Origin of the sequence: Brachybacterium sp. GU-2, from assembly GCF_030866705.2 — a bacterium.
Lineage (GTDB): Bacteria > Actinomycetota > Actinomycetes > Actinomycetales > Dermabacteraceae > Brachybacterium > Brachybacterium conglomeratum.
Genome location: NZ_CP133037.2, coordinates 544,043 through 557,692, shown reverse-complemented (window position 1 = coordinate 557,692; position 13,650 = coordinate 544,043). Strand labels below are relative to the sequence as shown.

The following is a 13,650-nucleotide window of genomic DNA, read 5'->3' as shown; positions in this document are numbered from 1 at the left end:
CGTAGTGTGGCGGACATCTGATATCCGCTGTGAAAGGTCTCCGTGTTCGTCCTCTCCCTCACCGGTCGCCCCGGCCACGGCCGCGCCGCCGGCGACCCCGTCCCCGCTCTGCTCGAGGCTCTCGAGGGGCTCGAGCTGCCGCTCGCCCCGGAGCGGACCGCCGGCCCGGACGCGCTCGTGCTCGCCTCCCGAGGGGAGACCGCGCTCGAGGCGATGCTGCGGGCGCTCGAGGTCGGGAGCACGGCCGTCGGCCTCGGGATCGGCGCCGTGCCGGGGCCGCTGCCCGGCTCGGTCCGCGAGCTCTCCGGCCCCGCCGTCGAGGCCGCCCGGAGCGCCGTGGCCGCGGCGTCGACCACCTCGCAGGTCCCGCTCGCCGTCCGCGCCGCCGATCCCCGCCACGCCGACACCGCCGCCGACGTCGAGGCCGTGCTGCGGCTGATCGGCTGGATGATCCGCGCCCGCAGCCGCGGCCAGTGGCAGGCCGTGCACGAGCTGCGTGAGGTTCCCACGGCCACGCAGGCCGTCCTCGCCGAGCGCCTCGGCGTCACCCAGCAGACCGTCTCCCGCGCCGTGAAGACCAGCGGCTGGCGCGAGGAGAGCGCCGCCCATCCGCTCGCCGTGCGACTGCTGAGCATGATCGACCTCACGTCGACCCGCTGAGTCCGCCCCCGCCCCCGAGGGCGGGGGCGCCGCGCGCTATCCTGGGGCCGCCCCGACGACAACCGAGGAGACACATGGCGACGACGAACGACCTCAAGAACGGAATGGTGCTGGTCATCGACCAGCAGCTCTGGAGCGTGGTCGAGTTCCAGCACGTCAAGCCCGGCAAGGGACCCGCCTTCGTGCGCACCAAGCTCAAGAACGTCCTGTCCGGCAAGGGCGTGGACAAGACCTTCAACGCCGGCGTGAAGGTCGAGACGGCCACCGTGGACCGCCGCGACATGCAGTTCTCCTATCTCGACGGCGACATGTACGTCTTCATGGACACCTCGAACTGGGAGCAGACCAGCCTCACCGAGGAGGTCGTGGGCGAGGCCAAGGACTTCATGGTCGAGGGCCAGGACGTCGTCATCGCCTTCCACGAGGGCAACGCGCTCTTCGTCGAGCTGCCCGCCTCCGTGGTGCTCGAGATCGAGTTCACCGAGCCCGGCCTGCAGGGCGACCGCTCCAGCGGCGGCACCAAGCCCGCGCGCCTGACCACCGGCCGCGAGATCCAGGTCCCGCTGTTCCTCAACGAAGGCGACCGTGTCAAGGTCGACACCCGCAGCGGCGACTACCTCGAGCGCGTGAAGTGACCCGAGGGTCGACCCCGCAGGGCGCCGACGACCGACCCGCCCCGCGCCCCACCGGCCTCCCCCTCCCCACCCGGGAGGGGGCGGAGGTCGAGCTCGAGCGGACCGTCCCGGCCGCCGCGGACCGGCTCCACGGACGCTCCCGCGACCGGATACGCGCCCTGGACGTGCTCTTCGAGGCCGACGCCAAGCAGGCCGACGTGCTCGACGTGCTCGCCGAGCGGCTCCGTCGCACGGCCGCGCAGACCCCGCTGCCCGAGCGCTCCCGCGCCCTGGTCGAGCTCTACGCCCCGCACGCCGTCGACATCGACGAGGACCTCTCCACGCACTCCCGCGACTGGCCGCTGCACCGCATGCCCGCGGTGGACCGCGCGATCCTGCGCCTCGGCGCCGCCGAGGTGCTGCACGGCGAGGAGCCCGGGGCGCGCGGCGCGATCATCGGCGAGTACACCAAGATCGCCGAGGTCCTCTCGACCGACGACTCCCCGCGCTTCGTCAACGGCCTGCTGCAGCGGCTCGTGGACGTGCGCGGCCTGCTCGGCTGAGCAGGACCGGACCCCTCAGCAGTCACCCTCCGCCCCCGCCGGGCGCGTCCCCGTCCGAGGGGCGGGCAGGCGGGGGCGGACCCGCACCTGCCGACTACACTCGGCACAGCTCGCACGAGCACCCGACCCTTTAACGACACGTCCCGTGAGGCGTGGAAGGGAGAACACCGCATGACCAGCACCGACCCTGCCCTGGAAAGGGGAGCCGAGAGCTCCCGCGTCCTCGGGCCCGAGGAGATCCGGCGCGCGCTGACCCGCATCGCCCACGAGATCCTCGAGAGCGACCACGGTGCCGAGGACCTCGTCCTGCTCGGCATCCCGCACCGCGGCGTGCCGCTCGCCCGCCGCCTCGCCGAGCTCATCGCCCGCGCCGAGGGTCGCCCCGACGGCGCCGACCTCGCCGACCTGCACGGCGCGCTCGACATCACCATGTACCGCGACGACCTGCGCAGCAATCCCACCCGTGCGCCGAGCCCCACCCGGATCCCCGCCGCCGGCATCGACGGTCGCACCGTCGTGCTCGTCGACGACGTGCTCTACTCCGGCCGCACCGTCCGCGCCGCCCTCGACGCGCTCAGCGCCATCGGCCGACCCGCCGCCGTGCGCCTGGCCGTGCTCGTGGACCGCGGCCATCGCGAGCTGCCGATCCGCGCCGACCACGTCGGCAAGAACCTGCCCACCTCGCGCAGCGAGCGGGTGCACGTCCAGCTCACGGAGACCGACGGCACCGACGCGGTGGACATCGTCCGCCCGGCCCGCACGACGGGGGAGGGGCGCGCATGAGGCACTTCATCTCGATCGCGGACCTCCGCCGCGAGGAGGCCCTCGAGGTCCTCGCGACCGCCGAGCACATGGCCCAGACCCAGTCCCGCGCGATCCGCAAGCTGCCCACCCTCGTGGGCACCACCGTCGTGAACCTCTTCTTCGAGGACTCCACCCGCACCCGGATCAGCTTCGAGGCCGCGGCCAAGCGCCTCTCGGCCGACGTCATCAACTTCTCCGCCAAGGGCTCGAGCATCTCCAAGGGCGAGTCGCTGAAGGACACCGCGCTCACCCTCCAGGCGATGGGCGCCGACGCGGTCGTGGTGCGCTCGGGCTCCTCCGGCGCGGCGCACCTGCTCGCCCACGCCGGCTGGATCGACCAGCCCATCGTCAACGCCGGCGACGGCGCGCACGAGCACCCCACCCAGGCGATGCTCGACGCCTTCACCATGCGCCGCCACCTGCGGCCCGGCGACCCGCACGCGGGCCTCGACGGCCTGCACGTGGTGATCGTCGGGGACGTGCTCCACTCCCGCGTCGCCCGCTCGAACGTGCTGCTGCTGACCCTGCTCGGCGCCCGCGTCACGCTCGTCGCGCCGCCCGCGCTGGTGCCCGTCGGCGCCTCCGCCTGGCCGTGCGAGATCTCCTACGACCTCGACCAGGCCCTTGCCGCCGGTCCCGACGCCGTGATGATGCTGCGGGTCCAGCACGAGCGGATGGTCGGCGGCGGCTTCTTCCCGACGGCGGGGGAGTACTCCCGCCGCTACGGGCTCAGCGCCGCCCGCGCCGCCTCCCTGCCCGAGCACACGATCGTCATGCACCCCGGCCCGATGAACCGCGGCTTCGAGATCGCCGGCTCCGTCGCCGACTCGCCGCGCAGCGTCATAGTCGAGCAGGTCGCCTCCGGCGTGTTCGTGCGCATGGCCGTGCTCTACCACCTGCTCGCCACCGACTCCCGGGAGGCCCCCCGTGACCGCTGACACCACCACCGCCACGACCGGCTCCCCGGCCCCGCTGCTGCTGCGCGGCGGTCGCCCCTACGGCGAGGACGTGCAGGACATCCTGATCCGCGAGGGCCGCATCGCCGCGATCGGCGGCGAGCTCGAGGCGCCGGACGGCGTCGAGGTGATCGACGCCGAGGGCTGCGTGATCCTCCCCGGCCTGGTCGACCTCCACACCCACCTGCGCGAGCCCGGCGGCGAGGAGGCCGAGACCGTCGAGACCGGCACCCGCGCCGCCGCCCGCGGCGGCTTCACCGCCGTGCACGCCATGGCCAACACGACCCCCGTCGCGGACACCGCGGGCGTGGTCGAGCAGGTCGCGATGCGCGGCGAGGCCGCCGGCTGGTGCGCCGTCCGCCCCGTCGGCGCGGTCACCGTGGGCCTCCAGGGCGAGCGCCTCGCCGAGCTCGACGCGATGGCGAACTCCCGCGCCCGCGTCCGCGTGTTCAGCGACGACGGCAAGTGCGTGCACGACCCGGTGCTGATGCGGCGGGCGCTGGAGTACGTGAAGTCCTTCGACGGCGTGATCGCCCAGCACGCCCAGGACCCGCGCCTGACCGAGGGCGCCCAGATGCACGAGGGGCTCGTCTCGGCGGAGCTGGGGCTGACCGGATGGCCGGCCGTGGCCGAGGAGTCGATCATCGCCCGCGACGTGCTGCTGGCCCAACACGTCGGCTCCCGCCTGCACGTCTGCCACCTCTCGACCGCCGGCAGCGTGGACATCGTGCGCTGGGCCAAGCAGCGCGGCATCGCGGTCACCGCCGAGGTCACCCCGCACCACCTGCTGCTGACCGACGAGAACGTGCGCCAGTTCGACGCGGTGTTCAAGGTCAACCCGCCGCTGCGCACCGCCGCGGACGTCGAGGCGGTGCGCGAGGGCCTGGCCGACGGGACCATCGACATCGTCGCGACCGACCACGCCCCTCATCCCGCGGACGCCAAGGACCGCGAGTGGGACCAGGCCGCGATGGGCATGACCGGCCTCGAGACCGCGCTGTCCCTGGTCCAGTCCACGATGGTCGACGAGGGCCGCCTCGGCTGGCGCGACGTCGCCCGGGTGCTCTCCGAGAAGCCCGCCGAGATCGGCCGCGACCAGGACCACGGCCGACCGGTCGCGGTGGGGGAGCCGGCCCACCTGCTCGTCTGGGACCCGCACCCGGTGCGGGTCGCGGACCCCGCCGAGCACGCTTCCCAGGGCCGCAACTCTCCCTTCGCGGGCCTCGAGCTGCCCGGCGCGAACCGGCTCACCCTGCTCGGCGGCCGGCCCACCGTGCGCGACGGCGCGGTGGTGGAGAGGTGAGCGGGCGGATCGTCCCGGTCCTCCTGCTGGCGGTGCTGTTCGCGCTGATGATCGGCGCGATGGTGCTCGGCTGGCGCCGGCGCGGCCGCTCGCAGTCCCATCTGCCGGCCCCGTCGGCCCGGACGCTCGAGGAGCTCGGCGAGGCCACCGCCCACGGGCCCGTCGGCGCGGTCTACGTCGACACCGTCCTCGCCGAGCAGCCGCTCGAGCGGGTCGTCGCTCACCGCCTGGGACAGCGCGCCCGCGCCGAGGTCAGCCTCGGCGAGCAGGGCACCTGGCACCTCGAGCGCGAGGGCACCGGGCCGCTCACCATCCCCGCCGCGGCCGTCCGGGAGGTCACCTCCGGGCCCGGCATGGCGGGGAAGTTCATCGGCGGCGACGGCCTGCTGATCATCCGCTGGAGCCTCGGCGACCAGCTCCTGGACACCGGCCTGCGCCTCGACCGGCGCGCCGACCACGACCTCCTGCTCTCCCGGAAGGAGCACTCATGACCACCCCCGCCCCCGCCACCCCCAGGCCCTCGGGCCGTGCGCGCCGCGAGCGCGCGCTGCTGATCCTCGAGGACGGCACCGTGCTGCGCGGCTCCGCCTACGGCGCCCGCGGCGCCCGCTTCGGCGAGGTCGTCTTCACCACCGGCATGACCGGCTACCAGGAGACCCTCTCGGATCCCTCCTACGCCGGGCAGATCGTCGTGCAGACCGCCCCGCACATCGGCAACACCGGCGCGAACGCCGAGGACATGGAGTCCCGCCGCGTGTGGGTGCGCGGCTACGCCGTGCGCGACGCGAGCCGCATCGCCTCCTCCTTCCGCGCCGAGCAGAGCCTCGACGACCTCCTGATCAGCAGCGACGTGGTCGGCATCAGCGACATCGACACCCGCATGCTCACCCGTCGGCTGCGCGAGGAGGGCTCCGCCCGCGGCGGCATCTTCTCCGGAGAGGCCCTCGAGGCCTCGGAGGAGGAGCTGCTCGCCCAGGTGCGCGAGCAGCCGCAGATGGCCGGCTCGAGCTTCGTCGAGGAGGTCACGATCGCCCAGCCCGTCGTGCTCGAGCCCGAGGGCGAGGCGGTCGCGACCGTCGCCGCCGTGGACCTCGGCATCAAGGGCGCCTCGCCGCGCTCCATGCTCGACCGCGGCCTGCGCGTGCACCTGCTGCCCGCCACGACCTCCCTGGAGGACCTCCTCGCGATCGGCGCCGATGCCGTCTTCTTCTCCAACGGCCCCGGCGACCCCTCCGCCGCGACCGCCCAGATCGAGCTGCTGCGCGGCGTGCTCGACGCAGGCGTGCCCTTCTTCGGCATCTGCTTCGGCAACCAGCTGCTGGGCCGCGCCCTCGGCTTCGACACCTACAAGCTGAAGTTCGGCCACCGCGGCATCAACCAGCCCGTCCAGGACCGCGAGACCGGCCAGGTCGCGATCACCGCGCACAACCACGGCTTCGCCGTCGACGTGCCGCTCGAGGGCGAGCACACCGCCCCCCACGACGGGGGCCGCTACGGCCGGGTCGTCGTCTCCCACGTGGGCCTGAACGACGACGTGGTCGAGGGGCTTCGCTGCCTCGACCTCCCCGCCTACTCCGTCCAGTACCACCCCGAGGCCGCCGGCGGCCCCCACGACGCCTCGCCCCTCTTCGACCGACTGGTGGAGCTCGCCGTCGCGCACCGCGCCGCCTCCGCCGACAAGGAGTCCTGATGCCCCGCCGTACCGATATCTCCTCCGTCCTCGTCGTCGGCTCCGGCCCGATCGTCATCGGCCAGGCAGCGGAGTTCGACTACTCCGGCACCCAGGCCTGCCGCGTCCTGCGCGAGGAGGGCCTGCGGGTCATCCTGGTCAACTCCAACCCGGCCACGATCATGACCGACCCGGAGATCGCCGACGCCACCTACATCGAGCCGATCGACCCGGACATCATCCGCTCGATCATCGCCGCGGAGCGGCCCGACGCGATCCTGCCGACGCTCGGCGGGCAGACCGCGCTGAACGCCGCGATAGCCCTGGCCGAGAACGGGACCCTCGAGGAGTTCGGCGTCGAGATGATCGGCGCGAACCTCGAGGCGATCAACAAGGCCGAGGACCGCCAGCAGTTCAAGGAGGTCGTCGAGCGGGTCGGCGGCGAGTCCGCCCGCTCGCGGATCTGCCACACCATGGACGAGCTGCTCGAGGCGGCTGACGAGCTCGGCTACCCGATGGTGGTCCGGCCCAGCTTCACCATGGGCGGGCTCGGCTCCGGCATGGCCTACGACGAGGCGGACCTGCGCCGCATCGGCGGCGACGGCCTGCACTACTCGCCGACCTCCGAGGTCCTGCTCGAGGAGTCGATCCTGGGCTGGAAGGAGTTCGAGCTCGAGCTCATGCGCGACAGCGCCGACAACTGCGTCGTGATCTGCTCGATCGAGAACGTCGACCCCGTCGGCGTGCACACCGGCGACTCGGTCACCGTCGCCCCCGCGCTGACCCTCACCGACGTCGAGATGCAGAAGCTGCGCGACCTCGGCATCGCGATCATCCGCGAGGTCGGCGTCGACACCGGCGGCTGCAACGTCCAGTTCGCCACCCACCCCGAGACCGGCCGCATCGTCGTGATCGAGATGAACCCCCGCGTCTCCCGCTCCTCGGCGCTCGCCTCGAAGGCCACCGGCTTCCCGATCGCGAAGATCGCCGCGCGCGTCGCGATCGGCTACACCCTCGACGAGATCCGCAACGACATCACCGGCACCACCCCGGCCAGCTTCGAGCCGGCGCTGGACTACGTCGTGGTCAAGGTGCCCCGCTTCGCCTTCGAGAAGTTCCCCGCCGCGGACCCGACGCTCACCACCACCATGAAGAGCGTCGGCGAGGCGATGGCCCTGGGCCGCAACTTCACCGAGGCCCTCGGCAAGGCGCAGCGCTCCATCGACGCCAAGGGAGCGTCGCTGGACTACACGGGCACGCCGCCGAGCGCCGCCGAGGTCGCCGCGCTCCTGGACGAGGTGCGCACCCCGACCTCCGAGCGCCTGGTCGCCATCGCGCGGATCCTGTGGTCCGCGGCGGAGGGGATCCTCGACCCCGCCGAGACCCTCGACCGCCTCGTGGAGGCGACGGCGATCGACCGCTGGTTCCTCGACCAGATGCTGATCGTCGCCGAGCTGGCCGCGGAGATCCGCGCGAGCGACGTGCTGGACGCGGACCTGCTGGGCCTGGCCAAGCGGCACGGCCTCTCCGACGAGCAGATCGGCGCGCTCACCGGCCGCAGCGGCGACGTCGTCAAGGGCGTGCGCGAGGCGCTGGGGATCAACCCGGTCTACAAGACGGTGGACACCTGCGCCGCGGAGTTCGCCTCCCGCACCCCGTACCACTACTCGACCTACGACCAGGAGACCGAGATCGAGCCCCGCGACAAGCCCGCGGTGCTGATCCTCGGCTCGGGCCCCAACCGCATCGGCCAGGGCATCGAGTTCGACTACTCCTGCGTCCACGCCGCGCTCGCCCTCGGCGATCCGGAGCTGCCCGGCGGCGGCTACGAGACGGTCATGATCAACTGCAACCCCGAGACGGTCTCGACCGACTACGACATCGCCGACCGGCTCTACTTCGAGCCGCTCACCTTCGAGGACGTCGTCGAGGTGTACGAGGCGGAGAAGGCCGCCGGCCCCGTCGCCGGAGTCATCGTCCAGCTCGGCGGCCAGACCCCGCTGTCCCTCGCGCGCCGCCTCGAGGCGGAGGGCCTGCCGATCATCGGCACCAGCCCCGCCGCGATCGACAACGCCGAGGACCGCGGCCACTTCGGCGCCGTCCTGGCCGAGGCCGACCTGCCCGCCCCGCCCTACGGCACCGCCTGGGCGCTGAACGACGCGATCGAGGTCGCCGCGGAGGTCGGCTACCCGGTGCTCGTGCGCCCCAGCTACGTGCTCGGCGGCCGCGGCATGGAGATCGTCTTCGACGAGGCGGGGCTGGTCGACTACGTCGGCCGCAACCTGCCCGACGGCGGCCGCGCCGAGGCACCGATCCTCATCGACAGCTTCCTGGACACCGCGATCGAGATCGACGTGGACGCCCTCTACGACGGCGAGGAGCTCTACCTCGCCGGCGTCATGGAGCACATCGAGGAGGCCGGCATCCACTCCGGCGACTCCGCCTGCACCCTGCCGCCGGTCACCCTCGGCGATCCGGTCCTCGAGCGGATCCGCGCCTCGACCCTCGCGATCGCCGAGGGCGTGGGCGTGCGCGGCCTGCTCAACGTGCAGTACGCGCTCTCCCACGGCGTGCTCTACGTGCTCGAGGCGAACCCCCGCGCCTCCCGCACCGTGCCCTTCGTCGCGAAGGCCACCGGGGTGCCGCTCGCGCAGGCGGCCGCGCTGCTCATGGCCGGCACCTCCATCGCGGACCTGCGCCGCGGCGGCGTGCTCCCGGCCGCCGGCGACGGCTCGGACCTGCCCGAGGACTCGCCGATCGCGGTGAAGGAGGCGGTGCTGCCGTTCAAGCGCTTCCGCACCCGCGAGGGACGCGCCGTGGACTCGGTGCTCGGCCCGGAGATGCGCTCGACGGGCGAGGTGATGGGCATGGACTCGACCTTCCCGCTCGCCTTCGCGAAGTCGCAGCTGGCGATCTCCGGCCAGGGCCTGCCCACCGCGGGCACCGCCTTCGTCTCGGTCTCCGACCGCGACAAGCGCTCCCTCCCGCTGCCGGTCGCGCGCCTGGCCGCGCTCGGCTTCGAAATCCTCACCACCAAGGGCACCGGGCGGGTGCTCGGCCGCTACGGGATCCCCTGCCGCGTGCTGCGCAAGGCCTCGGAGGAGGGCGAGGGCGCGAGCGTCATCGACCTCATCGAGGCGGGCGAGGTGGACCTCGTGCTGAACACCCCCTCGGGCTCCAACGCCCGCGTCGACGGCTACGCCATCCGCGCCGCCGCGACCAGCATGGACGTCCCGATGATCACGACGCTTCAAGAGTTCCAGGCGGCCGTCCAGGCGATCGAGGCGCGCCCCGTGGAGCCCTTCGAGGTCCACAGCATCCAGGCCCACACCGCGCGTCTGCGCGAGGTGCGGACGGCCGGGACGTCGGCATGAGCACCGCCCCGGCGAGCTTCGGACGGCGGCTGCAGGAGGAGACGGCCGCGCGCGGCCGCCTCGTCGCGGGCATCGACCCGCACGCCGCGCTGCTGGAGTCCTGGGGGCTCCCCGACAGCCCCGCGGGGCTGCGGGAGTTCTCCCGCACGGTGCTCGAGGCCGTCACCGGCCACGTCGCCGCGCTCAAGCCGCAGTCGGCGTTCTTCGAGCGCCACGGCAGCGCCGGCGTCGCGGTGCTCGAGGAGCTGCTGGCCGCGGCCCGCGCGGCGGGGGTGCTGACGATCCTCGACGTCAAGCGGGGCGACATCGGCTCGACGATGGCCGCCTATGCCCAGGCGCACCTCCTGCCCGGCGCACCGCTGGAGGCCGACGCGATCACCGTCAGCCCCTATCTGGGCACCGGCTCCCTCGACCCCGCCGGCGAGCTCGCCCTGGCCCACGGCAAGGGGCTGTTCCTCCTCGCCCTGACCTCCAACCCCGACGGACCGCAGGTCCAGCACGCGAGGACCGACCAGGACACGCCGGTCGCGCTGGAGATCGCGCGACACGCCGAGAGGATCGGCGGCGCCGCGCCGGGGGAGTGGTCGAGCATCGGCCTGGTCGTCGGCGCGACCGTCGGCGACGCCTACCGCCGCCTCGGCCTGGACGCCGCCGCACCCTCGGTCCCGCTCCTCGCCCCCGGCGTCGGGGCCCAGGGCGCCGGACCTTCGGAGATTGCCGACGTCTTCGGTGAACGTGCAGGTCAGGCCCTAGTCTCGGTGTCCCGCGGACTGCTCGCGGCAGGGCCGGACCGGGCGGCGCTCGCCCAGCGCGCGGAGGAGCTGGCAACGACCTTCCGCTGAGGCCGAGGGGCGCTCCCGCACGGGCCCCGACACCGTCGGGGGACGGCGTCGTCGGGCCCCGAAACGCATCGGACCTGGGACTTAGCGTGTCAGAAGTGCCCTCGGCCACGATTATGGGGTTACGCTCTTCCCACACCGGGCTCCTCCCGGACCCGCAGGACAACCGCGACAGAACAAGAGGTAAGAACAGTGGCTCTCCCTCCCCTCACCCCTGAGCAGCGGGCCGAGGCCCTGAAGAAGGCCGCCGAGGCACGCCGCGAGCGCGCGGCCATCAAGGCGCGGCTCAAGGACAGCGCCGGCCACCGCGGCGAGGAGATCAAGAAGGTCCTCGCCGAGGCCGAGTCCAACGAGATCGTCGGCCGTCTCCGCGTCTCCGCCCTGCTCGAGGCCCTGCCCGGCGTCGGCAAGGTCAAGGCCCAGCAGATCATGGAGGAGATCGGCATCTCGCCCTCCCGCAAGATCCGAGGCCTCGGCTCGCACCAGGCGGAGAAGCTCGTCGCCCACTTCTCCGAGTGAGCCCTGATCTTCCCACCGGGGCCGGCGCCGCGACGGCGCCGGCCCCGGTCACCGTCCTGGCCGGCCCCACCGCGGTGGGCAAGGGGACCGTCTCCGCGGCGATCCGCGCCCGGTATCCCCAGATCTGGCTGTCCGTCTCCGCGACCACCCGCGCGCCCCGCCCCGGCGAGGTCGACGGCGTGCACTACCACTTCATGGGCGAGGAGGAGTTCTCCCGCCTGATCGAGGACGGCCAGATGCTCGAATGGGCCGTGGTCCACGGCCGCAACAAGTACGGCACCCCGCGCGGCCCCGTCGAGGAGAAGGTCGCCGAGGGCCGCCCCGTGCTGCTCGAGATCGACCTCGCCGGCGCCCGCCAGGTGCGCGAGAGCCTCCCCGAGGCTCGCTTCGTCTTCCTCGCCCCGCCGGACTGGGACACGCTCGTGCAGCGTCTCGTGGGCCGCGGCACGGAGGACGAGGAGGAGCGCGAGCGCCGTCTCGCGACCGCCAGGGTCGAGCTCGCCGCGGAGGACGAGTTCGACGTGACCATCGTCAACGACTCGGTGGACCGCGCCGCCGACGAGCTCGCACGCCTGCTCGGCGTGAACGACCTCACCTGACCCCTCTCGCTCCTGCCCTCGCCGCCGCGCGCGGCGTGGCGTATCCTGGAGCGTCGCACGTCGTCACCCAGGAAGGGACATCCGTGGCCGGAACAGTCGCACAGCCCGAAGGCATCACGAACCCCCCGATCGACCGTCTCCTCGAGACCGTCGACTCGAAGTACGCCCTGGTGCTGTACGCCTCCCAGCGCGCCCGCCAGATCAACGCGTACTACTCGCAGCTCTCCGAGGGTCTGCTCGAGTTCGTCGGCCCGCTGGTCGACGTCGAGAACCAGGAGAAGCCGCTCTCGATCGCGCTGCGCGAGATCGACGAGGGCCTCCTGACCGTCCGCGAGATCGACGAGGAGGAGTACGCCGCGCAGAACGAGCCGGACCCCAACGCCCCGGCCCCGCTGCTGCTCGGCGACGACGCCCCCGAGGTCCCGCCGACCGACTTCACCCTCTGATCGCGGCCCTCGCCGGTCGTCGCACGGAGCAGGCATGAGCAGCCAGCCGCGCACGCTCGCCGGAGCCCGCGTCCTCGTGGGCGTCGGCGGCGGGATCGCCGCCTACAAGACCGCGCACCTGGTGCGCGGTCTTGTCGGTGAAGGGGCCGAGGTGCGGGTGGTCCCCACCCCCGCCTCGCTCGAGTTCGTGGGCGGGGCGACCTGGGAGGCGCTCAGCCACCACCCGGTGCTCACCTCCGTCTTCGAGGACGTCGACGAGGTCGCCCATGTGCGGCACGGCCAGCAGGCCGATCTCACCGTCATCGCCCCCGCCACCGCGGACCTGCTGGCGCGGATGCGGATGGGCCGCGCCGACGACATGCTCACCGCCTCGCTGCTGGTGACCCGCGGGCCCGTGGTGGTCGCCCCCGCCATGCACACCGAGATGTGGGAGCACCCCTCCACCCGCGAGAACGTCGCCGTGCTGCGCGAGCGGGGCGTGACCGTGCTCGAGCCCGCCGTCGGCCGCCTGACCGGCCCCGACTCCGGACCGGGCCGCCTTCCCGAGCCCGAGGCGATCCTCGACGCCGCCCGCGCCGCGATCGCCGCGCCGCGCGACGATCGCGGGGGAGCGCTGCGCGATCTCGTCGGCCGCGAGCTGCTGATCACTGCCGGCGGCACCCGCGAGGAGCTCGACCCCGTCCGCTTCCTCGCCAACCACTCCTCCGGCCGACAGGGCTGGGCGCTCGCCCATGCGGCCCTCGTGCGCGGCGCGCGGGTGCGCCTGGCCGCCGCGAACGTCGCGCTCGAGACCCCGCCCGGCGCGGACCGCCTCGACGTGGTCAGCGCCGCCGAGCTCGCCGAGCTCGTCGCCGCCCGGCTCGGGGAGGTCGACGCGCTCGTCATGGCCGCCGCCGTGGCGGACTTCACCTCCGCGGGCCGCGCGGACCAGAAGATCAAGAAGGACGAGTCCGCCCCGGACTCCGTGCCGACCCTCGCCCTGGCCCGCACCCAGGACATCCTGCGTAAAAGCGTCGTCTCCCGCGGCGGGGCCGCGCGCCCCGCGATAGTGGGCTTCGCCGCCGAGACCGGCGGGGACGGCGCCGCAGCCCTGGACCTCGCCCGGCAGAAGGCGCGCCGCAAGGGCGCCGACCTGCTGGTCTTCAACGACGTCAGCGCCGGGGTGTTCGGCGCCGCGGACAACGAGGTGCGGATCCTGGACCGCGATGGCGAGGAGGTCGCCCGCGCCGCGGGCAGCAAGACCCTCGTCGCCCACGCCGTGCTCGACGAGCTCGTCGGTCGTCTCCCGGAAGTACCCTGATCCC

At 73.4% G+C, this 13,650-nt stretch carries 14 protein-coding genes; all 14 read left to right on the top strand.

Going from position 1 to position 13,650, the window contains the following annotated elements; genetic code table 11:
- Positions 1–42: 42 nt before the first annotated feature.
- The 14 genes from RBL05_RS02630 (at position 43) to coaBC (ending at position 13,646) form a co-directional block, all read left to right on the top strand.
- A complete protein-coding gene (locus tag RBL05_RS02630; RefSeq protein WP_263309718.1) occupies positions 43–660 on the top strand; it encodes a MarR family transcriptional regulator in 618 nt (205 codons plus the stop codon).
- A 74-nt stretch (positions 661–734) separates the two neighbouring features.
- On the top strand, positions 735–1,295 hold the full coding sequence (gene efp / locus RBL05_RS02625) for an elongation factor P (RefSeq protein WP_263309717.1): 561 nt from the start codon (positions 735–737) through the stop codon (positions 1,293–1,295).
- A complete protein-coding gene (gene nusB / locus RBL05_RS02620) occupies positions 1,292–1,837 on the top strand; it encodes a transcription antitermination factor NusB (protein WP_259882913.1) in 546 nt (181 codons plus the stop codon). Before efp ends, nusB begins: the two co-directional genes overlap by 4 nt.
- Before the next feature lie 171 nt (positions 1,838–2,008).
- On the top strand, positions 2,009–2,620 hold the full coding sequence (gene pyrR, locus RBL05_RS02615) for a bifunctional pyr operon transcriptional regulator/uracil phosphoribosyltransferase PyrR (protein WP_010550647.1): 612 nt from the start codon (positions 2,009–2,011) through the stop codon (positions 2,618–2,620).
- Positions 2,617–3,579, top strand: coding sequence for an aspartate carbamoyltransferase catalytic subunit (locus RBL05_RS02610; RefSeq protein ID WP_308740685.1), 963 nt, complete (start codon positions 2,617–2,619; stop codon positions 3,577–3,579). The genes pyrR and RBL05_RS02610 overlap by 4 nt, the downstream gene beginning before the upstream one ends.
- Positions 3,569–4,900 (top strand): dihydroorotase, encoded by a 1,332-nt coding sequence (locus RBL05_RS02605; protein WP_308740686.1) that lies wholly within the window; start codon positions 3,569–3,571, stop codon positions 4,898–4,900. The genes RBL05_RS02610 and RBL05_RS02605 overlap by 11 nt, the downstream gene beginning before the upstream one ends.
- Entirely contained in the window at positions 4,897–5,391 is a 495-nt protein-coding gene (locus RBL05_RS02600; protein WP_308740687.1) for a hypothetical protein, read from the top strand. The genes RBL05_RS02605 and RBL05_RS02600 overlap by 4 nt, the downstream gene beginning before the upstream one ends.
- Positions 5,388–6,590: a glutamine-hydrolyzing carbamoyl-phosphate synthase small subunit gene (carA, locus tag RBL05_RS02595; RefSeq protein ID WP_308740688.1), complete on the top strand. Its 1,203-nt coding sequence runs from the start codon at positions 5,388–5,390 to the stop codon at positions 6,588–6,590. The genes RBL05_RS02600 and carA overlap by 4 nt, the downstream gene beginning before the upstream one ends.
- Positions 6,590–9,943, top strand: a complete 3,354-nt coding sequence (gene carB, locus RBL05_RS02590) for a carbamoyl-phosphate synthase large subunit (protein WP_308740689.1) — start codon at positions 6,590–6,592, stop codon at positions 9,941–9,943. The genes carA and carB overlap by 1 nt, the downstream gene beginning before the upstream one ends.
- Positions 9,940–10,785, top strand: a complete 846-nt coding sequence (pyrF, locus tag RBL05_RS02585) for an orotidine-5'-phosphate decarboxylase (protein ID WP_308740690.1) — start codon at positions 9,940–9,942, stop codon at positions 10,783–10,785. The genes carB and pyrF overlap by 4 nt, the downstream gene beginning before the upstream one ends.
- A 189-nt stretch (positions 10,786–10,974) precedes the next feature.
- On the top strand, positions 10,975–11,301 hold the full coding sequence (gene mihF, locus RBL05_RS02580; protein WP_308740691.1) for an integration host factor, actinobacterial type: 327 nt from the start codon (positions 10,975–10,977) through the stop codon (positions 11,299–11,301).
- Complete coding sequence (gene gmk / locus RBL05_RS02575) at positions 11,298–11,900, top strand: guanylate kinase (protein WP_308740692.1); 603 nt, start codon at positions 11,298–11,300, stop codon at positions 11,898–11,900. Before mihF ends, gmk begins: the two co-directional genes overlap by 4 nt.
- Before the next feature lie 83 nt (positions 11,901–11,983).
- A complete protein-coding gene (gene rpoZ, locus RBL05_RS02570) occupies positions 11,984–12,346 on the top strand; it encodes a DNA-directed RNA polymerase subunit omega (protein WP_184325001.1) in 363 nt (120 codons plus the stop codon).
- A 34-nt stretch (positions 12,347–12,380) separates the two neighbouring features.
- On the top strand, positions 12,381–13,646 hold the full coding sequence (coaBC, locus tag RBL05_RS02565) for a bifunctional phosphopantothenoylcysteine decarboxylase/phosphopantothenate--cysteine ligase CoaBC (protein WP_263309708.1): 1,266 nt from the start codon (positions 12,381–12,383) through the stop codon (positions 13,644–13,646).
- Positions 13,647–13,650: the final 4 nt, after the last annotated feature.